The sequence below is a fragment of the Pseudoalteromonas sp. MSK9-3 genome, from assembly GCF_003590335.1.
In the GTDB taxonomy this organism is placed as follows: Bacteria; Pseudomonadota; Gammaproteobacteria; order Enterobacterales; family Alteromonadaceae; genus Pseudoalteromonas.
In genome coordinates this window covers 169,828-191,847 of the sequence record NZ_MIET01000027.1, presented here as the reverse complement: position 1 = coordinate 191,847, position 22,020 = coordinate 169,828, and the positions used below count along the sequence as shown (strand labels likewise).

Genomic DNA, 22,020 nt, shown 5'->3' with positions numbered 1-22,020 from the left:
ACGTGTTCAAACCGACTCTAGGCCTCATTACTGATCCCTAAGAAGTTTTCAGGGTTAATTAATTCCTTTTTGACCTGCAATCATCGTGTAACGGGTATTTAATTTTTCCAAAGACATCGCCAATTCTTGCAACGCATTGCGTTCTGACTGAGCAGCTGCATTAAGCTTAGTCATTGCTGGCCTCCTTGGGCTGGTTCTATGTGTTGAATCTAATTGCATTAACCATGCTTGCACTGGGTATAAAACGTCTCGTTGCAATATTTCCAAACGCCGTGAGATGACGTTTAAACATCCCTCTATTGCTTGGCAATTACGTGGCTTTAGCGCCTTTTGAGCGCGTTGAGTAAAGAACTTATAGTAAATACCCACGCCCTTATCAATCGACTTTGTGATTTCATGACGACGGCCAAATTTAACCCACGTCAGCTTTTTCCATTGACCAACAGAAACGGGCTGATTCTCCAACGTATTTAATGCACCTTTTAACGAAGCATGGCCTACCATGGTACGATTAATAATTCGATAATCGAGTGCTTGCAACGACAGCTCTATTTTTTTAATCTGCGCTAAATAATCAAACTCCTGCGTACGCTGTTGTGACAGCGTCGCTTTGTTAAACAATTCTACTTGGTCTAATACACTTTCACCGCGCTTAGTCACGGTTTGAACTGACGCCAGTTTTTTACGATTAAATAACTCAACTTGATCTAATACACTGGTCCCCTGTTTTACCTGTGTTTCGCTTTCTTTTAACTGTTCTCGATTAAAGCGCGTAATTTCATCCAGTACACCTATGCCGTGCTTTTCTACTGTGTTGGTTGTTCGCAAGCTGTTGTTGTTATGTAATTCAATTTCATCCAGCAATCCCTTACCACGCTTCACCTGCGTATCGACGTGCTTCAAAGACGACTTATCAAATTGCCTAATATCATCTAATAAAGAGCTGGGTTTAGATAACTCAACTTTGCTAAGTTGCGACTTCTCAAAATTTTGAATATGCAATAAAAAAGGCGCTGGGCCAACTGCATCTGATTGGCTTTTAAGCCCCTTTAAGCGGATCTTTCGTGACTCGATATACTCTTGGGCTCGCTCTTTTAACGAGTCAAATTCCGACATATGTTCGGTGCAATAATCTAACCAAATTGCCATATCTTGATTGTCTCGAACGGTGGCAAATAACGTCGAATCTGTGGCGTTCACAATTAAATATGCCGCTATCAACGGGTCTTTTAATAATTCATCAGATACATAAGGGTTATGTTTGTTGATTTGCGATAAATGCCGATTGAGCTTTCGAGTAAAGTAATACTCTTTCGCAAGCACCGCTATTTTCTTAATATAAAACGCAGTAAGTGATAAAACCTTGCTGACATTGCCAGGGACTGTGATCCCTGAAACAACAGAAAAGCTATTTTCTAGCGCTTTGACTAATTGCACGGCAGCATCGCGCATCGCCAATAAAAACTGATTATTAGCAAACGTCATTAATGCCGTGCGTAGTTGATACGTTTTATTAGCAAGCATCATTGTTTTGCTATCTTTGTAACGCTGATAACAGCCTTTTACGGCAATTTTCACGGCATCAGTATACTCTTTTACTGATTTACCCGCCGATACAATCGAGTTGATCCCAGGGACTAAAGCGATACACACTTCCGCCACTAAACTAATTAGCAAATCCCGAATACTCACCCAGCAATCACTCACGAACTTGATAAAGTCTTCAGCGATCCCTTTTAAGAACTCATAAATTGTGTGAGCAATGTCTTTGATCCACCCGTACCCTTGCTTAACTTGGGCCGCCATCACATTCCCCGTTTTCATTTGTACGGCTATTGAGCTGGCTATTTGATTGATCTCTGACGATTCACTGCGTTGTTCATCATTGTGATTAGCACGCGTTTGGCGATCATTTTCCGTTTTTTCACGGCGGGATTCTGTTATGTCTTCTTTGGCCTGTTTGACCATCTCTTTTAAATCATCTTTGTACAAAAACTTTGCTTTGCTGCCATAAAGAATACGCACACAATCCCGCTTCGCTTCTTTGGTGAGCAGCAACGAAAAATCATCAATTTGTTGATCTTCTTCTTTGGGAAATAGAAAGTTATGTAAGCGCTCAACGGGAAATTGTTTATCAGATTGATTCCGCTGACTAGAACGCCAACCATCTAGGTTTAAGTACTTTTCTTCTTTGCTCACTTGCCACAAAAAGTACGCGCTTTTTAACTCTTTAAAAATCTCAGGCGTAGGAGTTGAACAATAAGCAGCGACTTTTGCATCAACTTTACGCAGCAAAGCGCCACGTGACGCCAGACGAATGTTGGTATCTGACTTCCATGTATTTAAAATATGTGTGGTTGCAAACGACATAAGCACCCCAAAGACAAAAAACTAGGCTCTATCAATCATAGACAATAAAATGGCCGCGTTGATCGCATGACCCACCATATTATCTGGTGGCATCACCACAGGGAGCTCTGGTGCGACGATAGAACCCGTCCCAGACCAAAAAACCGCATAGCCGAGCCAACCAATATCGGTATCTAACCCAATGCGTTCAGCTAACTGTTGCGCGCGAATACGTAATGTTTCATTCGGTGAGTGAAGCCAATTTTCAACACAGTTCATCAGCTTCATGCCCTCGGCGCTTATATCTTGCTTTTGCTTGAGAACGCGCCCGCCCCAACGAATTGCGAGCATCACGGGTAATCCATGTGCAATAAGTTGAATTGCATCTCGTTCTAATTCATTTTTTAATAATTGCTGTACCGCATGTTCAGGAGAGTACGTTGGATCTAATATCGCTTGAGCCTCTTTGGAGGGCTGATATTTAGATAAAATAACCGCGATTGTCTGTTGTTTCAGCTCGCCCACTATCTGGGCATTAATAATTTCCACGAAAACCTTCACCCTTAGTTAATTTTGACCAATGCACCAGTGATCTCAGCCATAGCTGCACCACTTAATTTAGCCATTGCGGTTGAAGTCACTTGTGCACCAGCAGTGCCTTCCAACTTTGCGATAGCCGTCGACTTCACATTGGCGCCTGCAGTCCCCTCTAAATTAGCTTGCGCTGTGGCTTTAATATCAACATTTGCGGTTGCGCTTATCTTAGTCGATGCACTGCTAGAGGTGGTTAAATTGAGTGCCGATATTTTAGTGTCTTGACTTGATTTTAGCTCGATATTGCTGGCTTCAATTTTAATACCAGAACTACTAATGGTAATTTTATTGCTGCCCACTTTGAGCTCTATTTCTGACTCTCCCTCTATCGCGATTTTATCTGCTTTGAGGCTATAATTTTTAGTCACCGCTACAGTTTGAGACTCTTCTATAGTAGTTTTTTGTGATTTCTTTATCGTGAGTACATCTTCAGCATTCACTAAGGTCGTGGCATTGTTAGTCACTGTGATATCTAAGTCTTTGCCTGAGCTTATCGAGAGTTTTTCTTCCCCCTTTTTATCATCAAAACAAATTTCATGACCGGTATCTTCTGCCAATCCTGTTTTTATGCTTGATTGCGTCGCGTCTTTTTGTGCATAAGGCGGTTGAACTCCACTGTTATAAACACTGCCGATCACGATCGGCTGGTCAATATCACCATTAATAAAATCAACTAAAACTTCATCGCCAATACGCGGTATAAACTGCATTCCCGCATTACTCCCGGCAGTTTGCTGCATGACGCGCAGATAACAACTGGTTGACTTCGCATCACTGACATCCCACATAAAATGGACTTTAATGCGGCCGTCTTTGTCTTGGTTGATCTCGCCTTTGCTATCAAATGACCCTGTATCGGTTACCACCAATGCACTGGTGATCCCACGTACTGCTGGCTTCTCAACTAACATCGGGGTTAATGCTAACGCACTATCTCGGCACGTAACATGACACACATAGCTTGTGCCAACGTTTGCTTGTGTCACATCTATTTGGTGCTCAACAGTCAGCGTATTATATTGCCCCTGCTGTTGTGTATTTACATGTGACTCAACCGAAAGCATATTGCCAACCAACACCACATTGGCGTCTGTGGTCATTCGAATATTACTTGCTTGTGCTTCTTGGGCATTATTTAGCTGCGTTGCGAGTGTGCTTACGTCAGTAAAATCTCCGGCATCACTGTTTAAAGCAAAATGCTCAAAGCTGCTATTAGCAACCGTTGTCACATTGCTTGAAGATTGTTGTGCACTTCCGGTTTCAGATTTCGCTTTTGCGTAATTATATCCAGATAAAGACAATGATTTTTTTGCTAAACGCTGTTCTGGCTGCCAAGACTGTATTAACAAGTTTTTTGCCGATTTAACTAAGCTATGATCAAATTTTGCAGACTTATTGTCATCAAAAGGAGCAGAGGCCAGCTGCAGCTCTAAAGTATGCTTACCATCACTTTGTGAAAAGAAAAACACCACACCCGCTTCGGCAATAATACGGGTAACAAACTCAAGATCAGTTTCATCATACTGTGTGCAATATTCTTTTTTGGTCGAAGGCATCGAGCCAAATTTATACATGCCCTTAAAGCCCGCATTATCAAAAATATCTGACAATATATCTTTGACCGTTTGCGCTTGGTAAATACGGTATGTGCGGCTAAAGCGTAATAGCCATAGCCAAGACTCTAAACGAATATAAAATGCGCGTATGGAATCGGCATTGGCTTCTTGTTCTGCAACTTCCACCACATAAGCATTATAATCAAGCAGCTTATTAGGCCGCCCAGCCACATCTTGATACCAACTCAGCGACAAAGTTTCACCCAGTGTACTCGAGATGTCGTCGCCATCCGTGATCAATTGCATTGTAATTGATACGCCTTCACACAATTTGTCGGCAACGGAGCAAGTATTTAAGCGGTATTCTTTCCCCTGCTCTGTGGTAGCAATTAAATAGCTGGTTTCACCCGCAATATAGGTATCCATAATATAACTCCAGCGTGTTATCTAAGGGGCTGCACTAAGCGCAGAGGCACGGTCAATTGGCCATAAAAAAGTGGGTTCAATAAACTTTGTGTATTACCTACCTCATTTATGGTTAAGGTTGCTCCAGCCTCATTTTGATAAGGCATCATCAATGTATTTTTATTAACACTGACTTTGTGTTTATCGATAAGGCGTAACAAGCCCCATACCCCTTCATAGCTTTGCATCTGTTTTTGGTTATTCAAATCAACCAAGGTCACGGTTAACTGCTCCGTTGAGAAATCTTTTGGCCACACCCCTTTTACCTCTATCAACGGACCATGTGTGTAAAGCAATTCAATATCACCTGAGCTTAATGTGAATGAATTTAATTGTGGTGACAATGATAATGGCTTAATGGTCACTTTGGCTTGCAGCTCATTTGCTTGACCGTACAACTGGCGTCGCATTTTTTTGAACTGAGTAAAGAATTGCACTATCTCAGGCTGCAGAGATATCACGGCATTTCGATTAAAAATCGCCATTTGATATTGTGTGTCTACCAGTAAAAAGTGAGATAAAATCTCAGATTCGAATTTACTTACACTGCTATCTGACGCAAAAAAACTCGCCAATGAATTTAAGTTCAGGTCTTCTCCTTGCAACGCAAAAGGATAATACGGTGCAATTGAATCACTGTAAGGCTTTACCACGGAACTTTGCCAATGAGTTTGCAGGTAACCCTGAACCTTTTCTCTCACATGTTGCGTTGTTTTCTCTACGGTTAATACCGCTAAACTTTGCATAAGACGTTCTGAGTATTGCTTCAGCCATAAGCCAGAAAACGCATCAATATTACGGTTACTTTGAATTTGCTCAAAATAAGTCAAACCTGGGATCACATCATCATCCGCATTGGTCATCCATGCTTTTAAAGCGATCAGTTGCTGTAAAAATGCCTGATATTCATTACGCATCGCTTCTTGCTCACCCGCTAAGAGTTGATACTGCGAGAACGACTGCCTGATTTTCTCACTGATCTCGTTGTGTTCATTCGCTTGCGCAATATCCAGTAACTTTTGCTTATCTAGTTTTGTACTGGCTAATTTAACCAACTTTTCAGCTTTTGCTGCTTTTACAGCAACCCCTTTCGGTGCTTGTTTGGCAACACTGCCACTTGGTACAGCTTCTGGCACGTCAACTGTTGGGATCACCACATAATTGCGCAATGTACCGTACAATTGCATCAAAGGAGATTTTTCATTCGAGGTTAACGCATCCATAACCTGTTGTAAGGTCAATGACTGCTTCAACGCTAAACGCTGATAATATTTTTGCCAAAAACGCGTGTAATCGTTGATGTAACTGTATTTGAGGTAATTACCAATACGCGTCAGCTCACGTTGAGTCGGGGGTGTTTGAAATAAGCCGTGGTTATTGTTAACCATTTGCTGCATAAATTCAGATTCAGGCACAAATGACAGTTTTTGCATGGCTTCAGGTGTGTACAACGCAGGCACCAAAAAACTACTACTTTCACCTTTAATTTCAAACAAAATGGTATTTTTTAAGGCGTCACCTAGCAAAGCCGGACGAATATCAATAAGTCGGTTAAACTGGGGAAGTTGCTTAACGTATTTGTACATTAATTGATTGGTATCTTGCAGTGCTAATTGACTATCAACAATGGCCAATAACTCATCATTAGTAACAACCGGCTCATAGCCTAACTCATAAAAATCATTTAACAACGCGATAAAGTGTTCTGTTTGTAGCTCATCCATCACCCCACTTTCGAGCAAAGATGTCGACATATACTGTAGCACCACCGCTTTATTTTCTCGGTTAGAAAAAGACAAATAAACATCTTTTACATTGATCACTTTTAGGTAATCTTCTAATTCAAGATAAACAAAGAGCTCTTCCTCCAAGTATTTTTTCATACTGGGTTCGATAGCCACTGACAGTTGATTTTTGTATAAAGCTTGATAGTGCTCAGCCCGCTCTATCGATGTTAAAACATCCAGTGCATACCACGGTTTTGATAACTGAGCTTGATTAAAATTTACATACGCAGAACGCAACAATATCAGGGGTTCAACAATGGTTGAAGGCTCGTCAATATTAAACGTGGAGTTGTCCAAATTCGCTTTATATGACTTATGCACTGCCCTAAATTCAGAATGTAATGCTTCGTTATAGGTATAAGCTTGCCAGCCAATCCAGCTTGCTAACAGCAACACCGCAGCCCCCGATGTAAACATCGTTGCTTGTTTAATACCATGTTGCCACATTTTCCAGCGATTCGCTGGCGCACCATGTGAGGTCGGTAAAACATGTTCCGCAAATGTTTTTGTTAATTGGGCTTTTGGTTTTAAATTAGACTCTTGTACTACAGGTAAACGAGTTTGATTCACTTCAATCAACGCATGCGCCGTGGCTAAATTAACGCGCTGAGAAGCGGTTTCTGACTCGACTAAATGAAAGCTTTCTAACTTAAAGGGCACCGTTAAACCGTTAAAATCTAGCAACTCATCAACAAAGCCTGTGACTGACAACTTTAAATATTGCAGTTGCATTGACCCTAGTAATTGCTTTCGCTTAAAACCCTCGTCTAGTTGTAACGACACTTGATGTAAGTTATGCGCAAATAAGCGCTTAAAAAGATCATCATAGGCTTGGTTGAGCGTGTCAGTAACCTTGTGGTTATTTCCATCTAAAAAGAACGACAGTACACCTAAGTCATTTTGTTCATGCAAAGTCTCTGCTATGCCATCCAGTTTATTCACGCCGCACAAAAATAAATGCAGAGGAATTTTATAGCCGCTGAGTAAGTAAAGTGACTCTAACTGCGCCTTAACATCTGCAAGGTGATCTTGTTTCAATTTTTGTGCACGCTGGATCAAACTAAACGCATCATTAAGCAACAATACGCCATTGATTGGTTGCTTAGGCCGCACATGATTGAGCCAAGAAAGAAAATGCGCTCGTTCAGCTTTATGGCTCGCTTTCACATGCCAAATTAACGCACCTTGTACATGATAAACGGCAATATTTGCAGGCATATTTGACAAGTTAACACGATTAAACTGTGCAAATGTTTCATTGATATTCTCTTCAGAGGCAACGAGATACCATGCTGTATCATAAATATTGCTACTGAGCTTAATCTTCTTAGCAATTCGACGATACAACAAAGAATATTGTTTAAACTGACTGCCACGCCTATATCGACGAATAGCGAAAGCCTTCATACTTGGGGAGAAATAAACCACAATGGCTAATACCGCGATCAGTGCGCTAACCCAGTAATAGATATCAGAAAAGTCGAGCCAAATACTCAGCCCAACCATTACAAGGCTGACAATAATTAACACACTCGCGAGAATAATTCGCACCATTTAACTACTCACTGATTTTTTTTATATAAGGGTTAATATTGCAACGTTCCGTTAGGTGATCACTCGCGACTTTTGCTTGCGCAAACCCCGTTGCGACATACCCAACAAATTGACGCGCTTGGCGCTGGATTATCTGTAAAGGATACTGAGAGTTTGTGCAGGCATTATGTAGTTTCTCAGCCCGCTCCATATTTTTAAATGCGCCGATCTGCACTAAGTACTGTACCTCAGGCTCACTCATGCTCTGTGTGGTCGGATCATCCACATCAGATAGGTGTATATGTTCACTCTTATCTGCAAGCGGTGCTACAGGGGCAATCATCGGTGAAGTCATATCACTTAGCAGTTTACGACTGGGAGCAATGTCAGCCTCCGCGTCTATCGGGTAAGTCGCTTGTTCAAAGAATTGGGTATTTTCCATATACATTTTTTGCGGCTGTAATTTTTGGATATGCTGATACGTATCATCAGCCATTTGCTGATATTCTAAGTTTTGCTGCTGATATACTTCACCCAAATAGTGGTTATAACTGACTAAGCCACACAATAATATAACCCCCACCGATAACCAAAATAGCAGTGGGGTAATACCTTTAAACAAGCCTAATCGTCTTCGTAATAAGGTAATACGGTGTGGTTGTTCCGTTATGGCTTGGTCAAGCGCACCCAGCTCGGATAATGCATAGTGCATATCCATGATGATTTGCTTTAATTCAGCACGATGATGATTGTGATACTTTCCTTTAAAGCCGAGTTGTAAGATCACGTAGCATACCTTTAACAGCGCCAAATGCTTCTTCGGAGATCCCATTAACTGCTTAATTAAATTAAAGAACGTTTCACCACTATTACGAATACCGAATAGCTGACTAACCAGAGTTTTATTTTGCCATTGTGTGGTATCAAGCTCGCTCTCGTAACCAACTCGTTCATCAAAATATGCCGCCCAAATAAAGCATAACTTATCAAGTAAAGCAGGCGACACAGTCAATGATTGCCCACGATGCTTTATGTTTTTTAATTCACCGACAACATTAGCGCGGTAATTATCCAGCGATGCCAGATCATCTAAAGATTTAATAGCGTCTATCATCGGCATCAACGGCAAACTCAAACGCATCAATTCTTCACCCTGCCATTCAAACTCGTTGAGCAAATCTTTCAGCGCTGTGTTTCTCTCATCAACCAAGGCAAACTGGTTAACTGTATAACTTGCAGTACTCATGTTAATTGATCATAAAGAGTTTAACGTCATCAACATGTATTCGCGCATCAATGTGCAGCGCCAACATCTCTTTGTTTTCGATGATTTGTAGCCATAACCCATCGTCTACATCCACCTCGAAATAAGTGGTATCCGCTTGTTCTTTTAGTTCAGCCGGTGGAAAAGGTAAGGCTTTAACTGACACCCCTTGTGTTGCATTTTTAATACAATTCACGATGCTCTTATTCCCAGCTAATTTAAATCCAGTCTGAAATACCTCTTTGGCAATATATCCTTCAGAGGCTATCACTGCGATCACGATACGCTGAGATTGCAAAACATCACTTTGTTTCACTTTTGCTAACAGCATTCTACGACTATCAAAGAGTGACTTATCCCAAAAATACTCAATCACATTTTGCTGCTGTGTAATAGACAGCTTATCTTTAACACACGACAGTACCCCATGAAACTGTTTAAACAAATTTTCAAATGTCAGCGGAGTCCAAGGCAAACGTGGCTCATAATCAACACTGAGCAATGCGGCTTCAAACTGCTTTAATTCAAAGAAGAATCGCCCTAATTTGTAATGCTGGGTCTTTTGTGTGGCTTCTAACCAAGGTAACCAATGATAAATGGTACTAAGTAGCTGCTGTTCTTTAAATAACGCCGCATTACTTTGGGTTTCTAGTGCGGTATTTAAACGTAGAAGTAATTGATTTGCTTTGGCGTTAGCCAATGTTTCGAGCTCTTTTACGCGCTCGACTAAAATATCCGCCGCACCAATGCTTAAACAATCTGGGATAAATGAGCGATCTATGATCACCGCGCCATTCCCATCTACTTCAAGTACTTTACCAACGGCCAGTTTCACAAACCCATCTAGATTATCTTGCTCTAGTTTAAGTACTGCATTTAACGAGGCCGTTTCGACTTCTATTTCTTCTTGTTCATTCGAGGTGAAGTCGTAAATTTTGATAAAGCTGGTTTTATAACGCGACGTGGTTGAGTCATTTTCAAAACTGTTACTTCCCCCCAATAATGCAGGAACGACCAAATATACCATCTGATCAACACTGCCCGCAGGAATACTCATTGCCACTTCTTTTGTCATTTTAAAATATTGACCGTCTGGCAATATGCCCTCACAGGCACGCACAGAAAACTGCCCAAGTTGTAACAGTGACTCGTTAATACTCAATTGCGTTAACCCACAATGCGGTGCAAATTCACTGGTTGTTAAAGCGCTATAGCGTTGTGTCACCCCTTCTAAATGGGCTTCCATCTGTTGAAAATGTTGAGGGTATAAAAATGTCCCTTCACGCCACACAATTTTGTTACTCAAGTTAAGCTCCCCAACTAAATAAATTATCTAACAGACTTTCTTCTGGGATCTCATTAAACTTTACACCGGTGCCATTAATACCCAGCCACAACTGCGTATCATTTGACACATCTTCAGGTAATTCAATCAGCGCTTTTGTCGCCCCAGCTTCATACTCAGTAAACTCAACTAACACCGCTAAATAGCGTACGCCGGGTAACAACTTTACTGTGATTTCTTTCGTACTACTTGGCATTACCGGATAAAAACGTTTTTTCTCAATAAGCTGCTCAGCTAACACCGCGGTATCGTCATTAAACAATGTAATGAAGTCATTTTGTGAAAAGCGGTCTTTTTTGGTTAGCTGATAAATACGCACAGCCACAGGGTTGGCCGTATTATTCGCCCAATTGAGTTGCTCGTTGGTTTCCATTTGCAGTTTAATAGGTAAAGAATAGCGCTGTAACGCATCTCCACCAGAACAACTGGCCAACAACAAGCAGGTTAGTATTAGTATTATTTTTGCATGCATTCAATTAGTATCGCTTTAAACTGACGTTTAAAATGCCCTTCTTTAATTTTTCTTTCATAATAACTTTTATATGCATTCCAATGCTTGGAACTCAACATGGATGGCGCACCGACCATTTCATCGATCAATTGTGGGTCAAATTCTTTTATAAATTCATCAACCACATCATCCATCATCATAAGCAGTTGCTTTTGCTGCTGCCATGGGTTTTGCGTCACCGCCAATAGTTGATCTAGCTTTTGTTCAATCGCGCGCTGATTACTGTCAGTTGAAATAGCAGCTTCTACCTTTAATTCCTGTGCCATTTCAATAAAGTCGTCACTTTGACGCTCAGTATTGTGCTCAGAGAGCGCTTGGTCTAGTTCGCTTTCTAAATCAGCAAAAATATTGCTGGCATCAAAGGCTATATCATCAACACTTTCAAAAAAGGAGTCTGCTGACTGTCCCTCAGCTACAACATTAACTTGTTGCTCATTTTCATTTGAAAACAATAAAGTATAACCATGGAATGTAATTACATCCCCATCCGACAATAAAGCGGATGAATTTGCTAATTGCGCTCGACCATTAATTTTTACGCCTTCAATAAGGGCCACCAGCTTATATTGCGCTGTCGCTTTATCTACCAATACCTTTACTAACTGTGCTGCATCCCCCTGCTCATCGTCGACACTGGGTAAAATAAGATCACACTCTATAGAGCCACCCAACACCACACCTTGTTCAGAAATGGTGGCCATACGCGACAACAATCGAATGTCGTCAGGGCATTCCGTCACTTGTAAAATCGCCGTATTCATTTACTGTTTTCCATTATTAGGCACAATACAATTTGATACCGCCGTATTAAATGCATCTAAAAAAGTCGGTCTATCGTTCAAAAATGCTTTTGAAAACAGCACGCCTAAATCAATTGTTCCATATTCTGTGCGTGAAAACGCCGTATCTTGCAAACGTAACTGCGATATTTCATGCTCAAACTCATGTTCATCTAATAAAATCGCATCAACCTCATGACTGATTAGTAACTTGACTAAAGCACTCGCGCTGCGCGGCTTCATCTTAACGTTATAGCTTGCTCGTTTTAATGCTAACCATTCATCAGAGCCAAACTCCGCCGCCACTTTGTAACGTTGATAAAGCGGGTTAGTGGTTTTTATATTAATTTTATTCCCCGCAAAGTACCAATATAGGTGCTTTGCTGCCACAGGCACAGAGACCTCACCAAATTCACTGCGAACAGCACTTTCAGCCACCGCAAAAATAGCATCTAGTTTGCCTGTTCTTAAGCGTAATTCAACATCTACCCAATCACTAAACTCAGCGCGATAAGGCGTTTCTAAGCGATTAAATGCACACTTAATTTGGCGGATCACGCTGCCTTTTACTCGATCATTTTCAATATAATGATAAGGATAAGCCTCGTGTGTTGCTAAGCGTATTAGGTCTTTTCCTAACACGCTAAAAGCAGCACAACTTATGCCAATGAACAAAGTAATTTGTGCTAATAACTTCAGCATAACGACCTTAACTTACCAGTAAGTCGAAACCAGCAGCATCCGCTTGACCATTAATGGTGACTGCGCTGATAGTCTCGCCTTGACTAATTTTTTCAATGCACCGTTCTGCAAGGAGCGGCATAAGGTGACGATTAATAATTTGCTCAATGGCTCGTCCGCCTATCGTAGGCTCATTGCCTTTCGTCACAACATAGTCAACAAAGCTCTGATCATACTCTAGCGTGGCTTCATAGGTTTCAGCCAACTTTTGCGCCACACGTTTTAAAGAAATCTCAGTAATTTGCGCTAATTCAGCTTCATTCAACGGATAATACGGAATAATATTACAACGACCTAAAAACGCAGGCTTGAAATACTCTTGTAATGCTGGACGCACATTGTCAACCAAAGAAACCAGCTCTGGGCGTGTTTGGTGGTCATTACAATAATCTACAATGGCGCTATCGCCAGCGTTTGAGGTCATTATGATCAGCGTATTTCTAAAATCGATATTGCGCCCTTCACTGTCTTGAATACAGCCTTTATCAAAAATTTGATAGAAAATATCGTGCACACTTGGGTGCGCTTTTTCCATTTCATCGAGTAGCAATACACAATACGGGTTACGGCGAATCGCTTCGGTTAATACGCCCCCTTTACCATAGCCAACATAACCCGCTGGAGATCCTAACAGCATTGACACTTTATGCGCTTCTTTAAACTCAGTCATATTGATGATGGTCATGTCTTGCTCGCCACCAAACAACTGATCAGCCAACGTGAGTGCAGTCTCTGATTTACCCACACCGCTCGGACCGCACATTAAAAATACGCCAACCGGTTTACGTTTATCTGTTAATCCGGCACGTGATACGCGAATGCTTTTAGCCAGTTCATTCATTGCATGTGATTGACCAATAATACGCTGATGCAAAGAATCTTCTAGAGTCAGTAACTTAGCAACTTCATCTTTGAGTAAGTTGCCTACTGGTATACCCGTCCATGCACCAATAACTTCTGCAATAGTTTGTTCATCGACAATAGCGTGGATCATAGGATCTTCACCTTGCAGTGTTTTTAACTGCGCTAGCAATTGCGCAAAGTCGCCTTCTGCTTCACCTTTTTGAATAGCGGCGAGCTCACCTGCTAATGCTTTCTCTTTGTCCCATTGCTCAGTGAGTGCTGTAAGCTGCTGCTCAAAGCTCACCTTTAATTGGGCTTTTTCGCTAATCGTCACCTGTTGATTAGCCAACATTGCGTCTTCTTTGTTTAACGATTCAATTTCTTTGTCTAGGTAACGAATACTTTGTTCTACCGACTCGATTTGCGCTGGCTTTGCGCTTTGCGTCAATGCAATGCGCGCACAGGATGTGTCTAATATGCTAATGGCTTTATCAGGCAGCTTTCTGCTTGGCAAATAACGCACAGATAAGCTCACTGCAGCCTCAAGTGCTGCTTCAGTAATAAACACATTGTGATGTGACTTCAGTGACTCAGCGACCCCCCGTAACATTTGCAACGCATCTTCTTCGTTCGGTTCATCAATTTTGACCACTTGAAAACGACGAGTTAGTGCAGGATCTTTTTCGAAGTACTTTTTATACTCCTCCCACGTTGTCGCAGCCAGCGTTCTAAATTCACCGCGTGCTAATGCAGGTTTTAACAGGTTTGCTGCATCATTTTGACCTTCAGCTCCCCCCGCGCCAATCAACGTATGCGCTTCATCAATAAAGACCACAATCGGTACTTCTGACATTTTTACTTCATTAATTACATCTTTCAGCCTGTTTTCAAATTCGCCTTTAACGCTTGCGCCGGCTTGTAATAGCCCCAAATCCAAAGTATGAATTTGCACCCCAGCCAGTACAGCGGGTACTTCATTATTGGCAATTTTTTGTGCTAGCCCTTCTACCACTGCGGTTTTACCCACGCCTGGCTCACCAACAAAAATCGGGTTGTTTTGTCGCTTACGACACAAAATATCAATTGCTTGGCGAACTTCTTCAGAACGGCCAGAAATAATGTCTAACTCACCATTTTCTGCCGCTTGCGTTAAATTAACGGTGAACTTATCTAATGCTCCGGTAACTACAGAAGCAGGGGCACTACTGCCACCGGTATTACCGCTTTTGACTGGAACAGATAAGGTTTTTATATGCGCTTTTAAGCTTTCAATAGACACATTTTTCAGTGCATTGAATTCTTTACTGTTAAAAGCCAAAGGATCGGGCTGTAAAATACTCAGCAACAAATGTAGCCCGGCCACACTGCCATGAGAGAATTCAACAGATGCCACCAACCAAGCTGATTTTACCGTCTCAATGAGTTCGGGACTAATCGTAGGCTGACCAGAATGTACTTTTTCTAGTTTGCTTAGCTTTTGCTCTAGCTCCTGTACAAAGCCTGCAATATTTACTTTTTGTGATTCTAGAAACTGTTGAAGTTTCGGATCTCGCCCTTGTAATAAAGACATCAACCAATGCTCAATTTCAATTGCGCCAACTTGCGATTTCATCGCATCAGCAGCCGCATATTCGAGTGCATTTTTTAGGTTGCTATCTAAATAAGCTATTAACTTTGAAATAGAAACTTGTGACATACGATCCCTTATACTCTAACGAGCCCTTACTATTCGTTTATATATACCATTGCGCGTGGCTAAATTGGAATTTACCCCCAACACAATCGCGTCAGGTTGCTGCTTAGTAAGTTTTAAACATGATGCCTGTGAGCCAGTATATTCAGCCTCAACATCAACTACAACCTCATGATTAACATAGTAATTACAAAGCGTCTTAATCGCCTGTAACCGACCAACTAATTCACTGTCTTGGCGTTCAAGTTTGGCAAAACACGATGCCGACTCAAACTTCACTTTGACAATGATCTTACGGCCCAGCTGTGGAAACTTTCGTCCTAACACTGCGCCTTGCCCTAATTGGCAATGACCAATGCGACTGCGCGCTTGTGCTGGTATTACTTTTTCTTCCAGCTCAGTTAACGACACCGAAATGTCGTTCGGAAAATAGTGCTTTAGCAATAACACTAAATTATTTAATGAGTAATGTTCACTGCGAACAACCAAGGTGGCCGGTAGCATAGACAAAGCTTCGTATTGCGCTGTCAACGAGTAAAAATATGAGCGTTTTAACGTCAATACATCATGGGCCGTTTGTGTTTGTTCTGCGCGAAAAACCAATGATGAATACGACCTTAATTGCAGCGCTTGATGTACAAAGGTGTTATCAAAAATTGCCAAAAAGCGTAAATACGCCCGATTTGACTTTAAGTACGCTTCTTTGAGCCAATCCAAAATAAAATTAGGTAACCCGCCCTGAGGGCCAAATAAAGTGGCTTCATGCGCACTCACCACGTAGTGTTTATCAGCTAATTCGTCGTATTTTATGTGTCGATTGGTGTAATTATCAGAAAACAGCTCTTGCTTGAAGCTCACTTTTTTAGCCCCAAACAACCTAGCCAGACGTGTAAAGTGCAGCGCAGAACTCACTCGATTAAACACTCGCTTACTTAGCTGCATACACGCACCCCAAGCTGAGCATCAAAGCGCTTAATCGGCCAATTGAAACTGGTATACTGCACATGCAACTGACAGCAACGATCAAAAGGCGTCTGTGCGATAAAAAAGTCATTCAGTAATTCACTGAACAACGAGAGGTCGGCCGTCAGCTCTGAATTATCCAAAGTAATGGTCAAATTCAGTCCGGGTACAAACACCATTCTACCTTGCACCTGAAATGGCGCATTGATCTTTTCAGCTTTCACATGGTAAATAGCATTCAGCTCTTGGTGCGTCGCATTTGAATTCACAAATAAACGCAAAAAGCCTTTCAATGTTTCTTTGGCATCTTCAGCTTCTAGCAATTGCGACAAGTTAAACGATAATAAGCGCAGCATATTCCAGTAATTACGTTCATCTGTGACGGTTCCGACTGGTTGTATTGTGACACCACCGACGTGAAACTCGCCAGCTAACGCTTCTTCTGTGTTCACCAGTATGCGATTACCAACATGTACTTTATTCGCCAAGTCAGCATCAAAGCAGGTAATTTCAGCATAGGTAGTAAAGCCATTTGGATACGCCTTAGTGGCATTATTAATGGGTAACACCAAATGCTGAACTTCATCTATTGCATCAATGGTTTGTGAATGGCTTGCCGCAGCAAGCTTAGTGATTTTTGACCAATATAACTGTTCTTGAAAATCAACTGTTTGGGTCCCTATGACCGGTGGGATTTCAGTTTGACCACTTGATGAGACCTGATAAACACGATCGATAGAATAAATGTGAATGTTGTTCTGACTGGCATCGGCGATAATCGGATATGACAGTTCTTGATAATTCACCCGCACCGGCTCAGAGGTTTGATGAAACAAATTGCTAAACAGCGTCTTATTAATTTTAACCGACAGGTTTTTCTCATCTAATAACCCCGCGCCGAGCTCATTTAAATAAAAATCTAAATAAACCGTTTGCCCTGGGAGAACTGGAACTTGCTTATCGTTACGTAAAATAAAGAAATGGCGTTTATCAGGAATAGCAAAATATTCTTTGAGCTTAAAGTACACCGGAATTTCATTACTTTTAAGCGGTGAAACCAAGGAGTTCTCATCACACAACAATGATTTAAAGTTCCCCTCTCCGACATCGTATGCTTGCTCAGCGCCCTCCACACATAGCGCGACGTTTATCACCGCTTGATTGATGATGTCTGCCACATTGCGACCAATAGACTCATTGCTAAAATGCAACTGAATTGCTTGGCACAGCGCATGCTGTATATCGACTTCGTCACTCACAGGCTTTAACGCCACACGTAAACAGTACAATGCATGCTTGGTATCAAGGCCGTGAGGCATTGCGTGCTCAAACGGCGTTTGCTCCAACTTAAAACCAGTCACCGACAGCGGGCTAAACGTGATCGGTAGGGAATTACTCAATTTAATACTGACGTTTTCTTCACCCGCTTTGAGCACGTCTAGTTCAACTTCAACGTGTTTGTCTAACAATACCGGTTTATTAAAGTCATCTGCACTGGGTTGAAACTGAGCCTTTACCACAGTTGGCAATGTTTTAAACAAGTTTGGAGACACAATCTCACTAAACTCTTCAATATGCTTTGTTCTTAGCGTATCGATTTCCATGGCGTTTTTGGCGGCAACCCACGCAAAACTGTCGATTAACCGCGTAACATTAGGGTCTTCACGACCCTTATCATTTAAATTAATATGCTCTGCTTCGCGACGAAAGCGCTTACGAAACCCTTCTAAGCCATGACGTATGCTGGCAAGTTCATCTTCAAAGTGTTTCAACATACGGTTAATCATATTGGCTTTCGTTCTCTATCATGACTGTCATTTGACTTAAATTAATATCGGTATCAAACAGCAATACCTCTTCTTTACCATTAATCGTGATCATGGCTGAGATTTCAAACTTTAGGGTATTCGACAGTAAGTCTTGTTGTTCATGTTCGATATACGCCACTTTAATGGCGTGTAATCGGGGCTCAAATTGGCTGATTTTGTTTTTAATTCTTATCGCAATTTGTTCGCCCGAATTCAAACGGCTGAATAAGGCAATGTCTTCCAAACCAAAACAAATGCTCGACTGGCTCGCCATACTGTTGCTGTCATCATGTAAAAATGCCGCTTCGGTCTTTAAAATAAGCCCAATATTATGATGGATTGATTGCACTAATTCATCACTAGAATTATGCGTCGCACTATCCGTATCCATATAAAATGCGCTAAAAAAGCTCATGACTCTACCGCCGTTGATAAACTCACCATGCTGGCGACGCGGTCATACTGATATTGTGGTACAAGATCAATATGGCATGCATAACGCTTGGTATCACCCGGCTCTTCGATTACACGCACTTTTGCCGACTTTAATGGCATTCCAGCCAAGGTCATTTCATCAGATACAATCGAGTTAGAACAATACTGCTCTAGCCAATGACTTAAACGGTTTTCACAATCATGCGGCTCTAAAGCTGATCCTATCATTTCTCGCAGTTGCACTTTTAAATAGTGCGCAATACGGCTGATCATTAAAGTCGTTTGGATCAAATAACGGTTTTCTCCTTGCGTTTCAGTTTTTACAGAGCAATTAGACTGAAAGAAATATTTACCATTGAGTGGGTTATGAAAAATGGGGATCAAACCCTGTTGTGACAAATAAGACGCAGTAGAGCCCGACATCCGTGTTTTAAACGTCGTGGTAAACTGGGCTTTTTCACCAAAGTTACTGATAACACTGCCACCTGAGGAGTCTAATTTTCGTGACTTTAAAAAACCAAACCAACGTACGCGATTAAACTCCAATAACACATTTTTTAAGAACGCCGTCGCCGCATTCCCCCAGATATAATCGCCTTCACTTTCTTCATCAAATACAAAACCACAGGGGTGAAACCGATAGGCTTCTCGTATCGCAGCTTTATTAAAAATCAAACCTAAAAAATGGCTGTTATTACTTTGTCTTAAGCGATGCCAACTCGCGAAGTCATTATCGGCTAGCACACGATTTAACTTTGGCACATCACATAAAAACGTTTCGCCGGGTGCGCCTAAAAAATTATCATCGGCATCGAGTAAAATGGGACACAAACTCTTCTCACCTAATTCAGCCAAAAGCTCTAGGGTATAAAGTGCATCAAATTCATCGGCATAATCGAGTTCAAGGCTGACATTGTGGTCTATCACAAGTAACCCATAAGGCTCCCCGCCCATGGTATTAAACTCTTGATTAGCAACAACGTTATATAGTCGGGTATGTTTAATTGAGGTCGCAATATTCAAGTCATGTGAAATCTCTTGCCACGAGATATTCATGATCTTCACTTTTATCGTTTTGTAGTTAACCGGTAAGCTCACCAACTCTTGTAAGTTGCGCCAGCGCGCTTCAAGATCAACAAACTGTTGTGAAGCCATAATTAAAGACAGCTGTTCACTGATCACCCGATCAATTTCACTAATTAGGTGCTTAGCCTGCGCTTTAGGCGGTATATGTGGCTGACTTAGTTCAGTGTGCAACTTCACGCGATAAATCCTTGCAACGTATTTCAGTCAATGTGTGTTCTGTATGATTAAAACGAGGTACCTAAGTACCTCGTTTTTGCAGCTTATCAATCTGTTAAATTGACGCTGTTCTGGTCAACCTTAGCCCGGTAAGCTCGCTACCATACGCACAGAAGTGGTTAGCTCTTCCATTTGTAGCCAAGGTCTTAGGTGTGCAATCGCAGAATAAGCACCAGGGCGACCTGGTTGCTCGATAACAGAGATTTGTGCTTCAGCCAATGGCGTTTTAGCACGTTCTTCGTTACCCATCGCACCTGAGTTGGTATAAGTTGCAATCCACTCACTCATTTGCTTTTGAATATCTGCTGATTCCATGTTTGAACCAATATTATCGCGGCCCATCACTTTTAGGTAATGTGCAATGCGGCTACTGGCCATAATGTAAGGTAAACGTGCTGAAATTGCCGCGTTTGCCGTTGCGTCTAGGTCAGTATATTCTTTTGGTTTTTGCGTTGTCTGGCCACCTAAGAACACAGCGTAATCTGAGTTTTTATAGTGAACCAAAGGTAAGAAACCAAGATCACTTAGCTCTTTTTCACGCTCGTCTGTTAGGTTTACCTCAGTAGGACACTGCTGGGTAATATCACCAGAATCTGTAAAGTAAGTTAAGTTAGGTAGCGACTCAACTTTACCGCCATTGTCCATACCCCGAATCGCCGTACACCAACCAAATGCTTCAAATGCGTTATTCATATTTAACGCCATATCAAACGCTGCATTTGACCATACTAGTTCGTCGTTACTTGCTGGTTTTGGATTACCGGCATTGTCCGTACTCAGCTCTTCAAAATTAAATGACTTAATTTTTTTGCCTTTACCGCCATATGGCAAGCGCGCCATAGTCCGAGGTAGCGTCAATGCAACATAACGTGCATCATCACTTTCTCGGAATGAGTTCCATGACGCATAGCTTGGTGAATCAAATGCTGGCGCAATTGGTTTGCCTTCGCTGAACGTTGAGAAACTGTTCAGTTCAAACATTTCAGGTGCTGCTGCTGCAATAAAAGGTGCGTGGCTTGCTGCTGCAACTTCACCCATATAACGCAGTAACGCGACATCTTCATCGCTTTGTGAAAACTCGTAATCACCTAAAATTAACCCATATGGTTCACCACCAGCAGTACCATATTCGTGCTGGTACATAGAGTTAAATATTGGGCTACGATCAACCGCAGGTGCATCTTCAAATTGCTCTAATAACTCGTCTTTTGAGATATTTAATAGCTTAACTTTCTGCGCAGTGCCCAGCGCACTATTGCGGATCAGTTTCTGCAGACCCAACCAAGACCCTTCAAGCTCCTGAAAAGTATCTTTTTGCATGATTTGCGATAGCTGCTCTGACATTTTTGCGTCAATCGCAGCTACTGCATCTTCAATCGTCGCTGTCAGGTTTTTATTCCACGTTACCGTGCCTGACATCGCTTCTTGCGTTAAAGACGTTAATAACTCTTTCGTTCTATCTGGTGCAGTTTGGCTTGTGGCATTAATTGCTTGATCTAAAAACGAGAGGCTTTCGCCTTCGCCACCAGCACCTTGCTGTAACTCTTCAGACATTACTCTTCTCCTTTCGCGCCAAGTTCTTCAGATAATGCGCTGATAGAGTCCGAGCTTTGCAAGATATCTTTTAATAACTTTTCAAAGTCACGCGAACGGTCAGCTTTACTGAGTAGTTCATTTAATTGATTACGCGTTTCAAGCAGCTTTTTAAGCGGCTCGATTCGCTGTACCAATGCATCTGGTTCAAAGTCTTTCATTGATTCAAAATCAAGGTTCACTTCAAACTGACTGTCATCATTTTCAATAACATTGTCGACTTTAAGCGACAAGCTTGGCTGAATACGCCCTAGTACTTCATCAAAGTTATCTTGATCTACTTGAACAAACTCACGATCTTCAACTTCTTTTGGATCTTCTTTGTCACCAGAGAAGTTACCCAAAACAGCTGAAACGAAAGGAAGTTCTTTTTTCTCTGAAGCGCCATTAGTTTCAACATCGTAAGTAATACTTACGCGGTTTTTACTCACGCGCTTGTGCTGTGAATTAAGTGCCATT

16 protein-coding genes are annotated in these 22,020 nt (G+C 41.6%); all 16 read right to left on the bottom strand.

All coding sequences use genetic code 11. The features are described from left to right. Nucleotides 1-54 precede the first annotated feature (54 nt). Nucleotides 55-2,370, bottom strand: a complete 2,316-nt coding sequence (locus tag BGP78_RS12135; protein WP_119861614.1) for a WH2 domain-containing protein — start codon at nucleotides 2,368-2,370, stop codon at nucleotides 55-57. A 21-nt stretch (nucleotides 2,371-2,391) separates the two neighbouring features. Continuing rightward, nucleotides 2,392-2,898 carry a DUF6931 family protein gene (locus BGP78_RS12130; RefSeq protein WP_119861613.1) on the bottom strand — a complete coding sequence of 169 codons (507 nt, stop codon included), beginning with the start codon at nucleotides 2,896-2,898 and terminating at the stop codon, nucleotides 2,392-2,394. A 14-nt stretch (nucleotides 2,899-2,912) separates the two neighbouring features. After that, nucleotides 2,913-4,925 (bottom strand): type VI secretion system Vgr family protein, encoded by a 2,013-nt coding sequence (locus BGP78_RS12125; protein ID WP_119861612.1) that lies wholly within the window; start codon nucleotides 4,923-4,925, stop codon nucleotides 2,913-2,915. A gap of 17 nt (nucleotides 4,926-4,942) precedes the next feature. Further along, nucleotides 4,943-8,305 (bottom strand): type VI secretion protein IcmF/TssM N-terminal domain-containing protein, encoded by a 3,363-nt coding sequence (locus BGP78_RS12120; RefSeq protein ID WP_119861611.1) that lies wholly within the window; start codon nucleotides 8,303-8,305, stop codon nucleotides 4,943-4,945. 4 nt (nucleotides 8,306-8,309) lie between these two features. Further along, nucleotides 8,310-9,530 carry a DotU family type IV/VI secretion system protein gene (locus BGP78_RS12115; protein ID WP_119861610.1) on the bottom strand — a complete coding sequence of 407 codons (1,221 nt, stop codon included), beginning with the start codon at nucleotides 9,528-9,530 and terminating at the stop codon, nucleotides 8,310-8,312. Nucleotide 9,531: 1 nt separating this feature from the next. After that, nucleotides 9,532-10,854 (bottom strand): type VI secretion system baseplate subunit TssK, encoded by a 1,323-nt coding sequence (gene tssK, locus BGP78_RS12110; protein WP_119861609.1) that lies wholly within the window; start codon nucleotides 10,852-10,854, stop codon nucleotides 9,532-9,534. A 1-nt stretch (nucleotide 10,855) separates the two neighbouring features. Then, nucleotides 10,856-11,365, bottom strand: coding sequence for a type VI secretion system lipoprotein TssJ (gene tssJ / locus BGP78_RS12105; protein ID WP_119861608.1), 510 nt, complete (start codon nucleotides 11,363-11,365; stop codon nucleotides 10,856-10,858). Next, nucleotides 11,350-12,165: a hypothetical protein gene (locus tag BGP78_RS12100; protein WP_119861607.1), complete on the bottom strand. Its 816-nt coding sequence runs from the start codon at nucleotides 12,163-12,165 to the stop codon at nucleotides 11,350-11,352. The genes tssJ and BGP78_RS12100 overlap by 16 nt, the downstream gene beginning before the upstream one ends. Then, nucleotides 12,166-12,885, bottom strand: a complete 720-nt coding sequence (locus BGP78_RS12095; protein ID WP_119861606.1) for a transporter substrate-binding domain-containing protein — start codon at nucleotides 12,883-12,885, stop codon at nucleotides 12,166-12,168. A gap of 7 nt (nucleotides 12,886-12,892) precedes the next feature. Then, nucleotides 12,893-15,463, bottom strand: coding sequence for a type VI secretion system ATPase TssH (gene tssH, locus BGP78_RS12090; protein WP_119861605.1), 2,571 nt, complete (start codon nucleotides 15,461-15,463; stop codon nucleotides 12,893-12,895). A gap of 15 nt (nucleotides 15,464-15,478) precedes the next feature. Then, entirely contained in the window at nucleotides 15,479-16,402 is a 924-nt protein-coding gene (locus tag BGP78_RS12085; RefSeq protein WP_119861604.1) for a type VI secretion system baseplate subunit TssG, read from the bottom strand. Then, complete coding sequence (locus tag BGP78_RS12080) at nucleotides 16,393-18,210, bottom strand: type VI secretion system baseplate subunit TssF (protein WP_119861603.1); 1,818 nt, start codon at nucleotides 18,208-18,210, stop codon at nucleotides 16,393-16,395. The genes BGP78_RS12085 and BGP78_RS12080 overlap by 10 nt, the downstream gene beginning before the upstream one ends. Then, on the bottom strand, nucleotides 18,203-18,646 hold the full coding sequence (tssE, locus tag BGP78_RS12075; RefSeq protein ID WP_119861602.1) for a type VI secretion system baseplate subunit TssE: 444 nt from the start codon (nucleotides 18,644-18,646) through the stop codon (nucleotides 18,203-18,205). Before tssE ends, BGP78_RS12080 begins: the two co-directional genes overlap by 8 nt. Continuing rightward, complete coding sequence (locus BGP78_RS12070; protein ID WP_119861601.1) at nucleotides 18,643-19,929, bottom strand: type VI secretion system contractile sheath domain-containing protein; 1,287 nt, start codon at nucleotides 19,927-19,929, stop codon at nucleotides 18,643-18,645. Before BGP78_RS12070 ends, tssE begins: the two co-directional genes overlap by 4 nt. Nucleotides 19,930-20,049: 120 nt before the next feature. Further along, entirely contained in the window at nucleotides 20,050-21,522 is a 1,473-nt protein-coding gene (gene tssC, locus BGP78_RS12065) for a type VI secretion system contractile sheath large subunit (protein WP_010362740.1), read from the bottom strand. Continuing rightward, nucleotides 21,522-22,019, bottom strand: coding sequence for a type VI secretion system contractile sheath small subunit (tssB, locus tag BGP78_RS12060; RefSeq protein WP_010362739.1), 498 nt, complete (start codon nucleotides 22,017-22,019; stop codon nucleotides 21,522-21,524). The genes tssC and tssB overlap by 1 nt, the downstream gene beginning before the upstream one ends. Between the last annotated feature and the right edge of the window lies 1 nt (nucleotide 22,020).

Bases quoted from the DNA above. Each gene is read 5' to 3' on its own strand.
- tssH (WP_119861605.1), bottom strand. From the start codon at position 15,463: ATGTCACAAGTTTCTATTTCAAAGTTAATAGCTTATTTAGATAGCAAC.
- tssJ (WP_119861608.1), bottom strand. From the start codon at position 11,365: ATGCATGCAAAAATAATACTAATACTAACCTGCTTGTTGTTGGCCAGT.
- BGP78_RS12080 (WP_119861603.1), bottom strand. From the start codon at position 18,210: ATGATTAACCGTATGTTGAAACACTTTGAAGATGAACTTGCCAGCATA.
- tssC (WP_010362740.1), bottom strand. From the start codon at position 21,522: ATGTCTGAAGAGTTACAGCAAGGTGCTGGTGGCGAAGGCGAAAGCCTC.
- BGP78_RS12115 (WP_119861610.1), bottom strand. From the start codon at position 9,530: ATGAGTACTGCAAGTTATACAGTTAACCAGTTTGCCTTGGTTGATGAG.
- BGP78_RS12085 (WP_119861604.1), bottom strand. From the start codon at position 16,402: ATGCAGCTAAGTAAGCGAGTGTTTAATCGAGTGAGTTCTGCGCTGCAC.
- BGP78_RS12095 (WP_119861606.1), bottom strand. From the start codon at position 12,885: ATGCTGAAGTTATTAGCACAAATTACTTTGTTCATTGGCATAAGTTGT.
- BGP78_RS12135 (WP_119861614.1), bottom strand. From the start codon at position 2,370: ATGTCGTTTGCAACCACACATATTTTAAATACATGGAAGTCAGATACC.
- tssB (WP_010362739.1), bottom strand. From the start codon at position 22,019: ATGGCACTTAATTCACAGCACAAGCGCGTGAGTAAAAACCGCGTAAGT.
- BGP78_RS12100 (WP_119861607.1), bottom strand. From the start codon at position 12,165: ATGAATACGGCGATTTTACAAGTGACGGAATGCCCTGACGACATTCGA.
- tssE (WP_119861602.1), bottom strand. From the start codon at position 18,646: ATGAGCTTTTTTAGCGCATTTTATATGGATACGGATAGTGCGACGCAT.
- BGP78_RS12120 (WP_119861611.1), bottom strand. From the start codon at position 8,305: ATGGTGCGAATTATTCTCGCGAGTGTGTTAATTATTGTCAGCCTTGTA.
- BGP78_RS12125 (WP_119861612.1), bottom strand. From the start codon at position 4,925: ATGGATACCTATATTGCGGGTGAAACCAGCTATTTAATTGCTACCACA.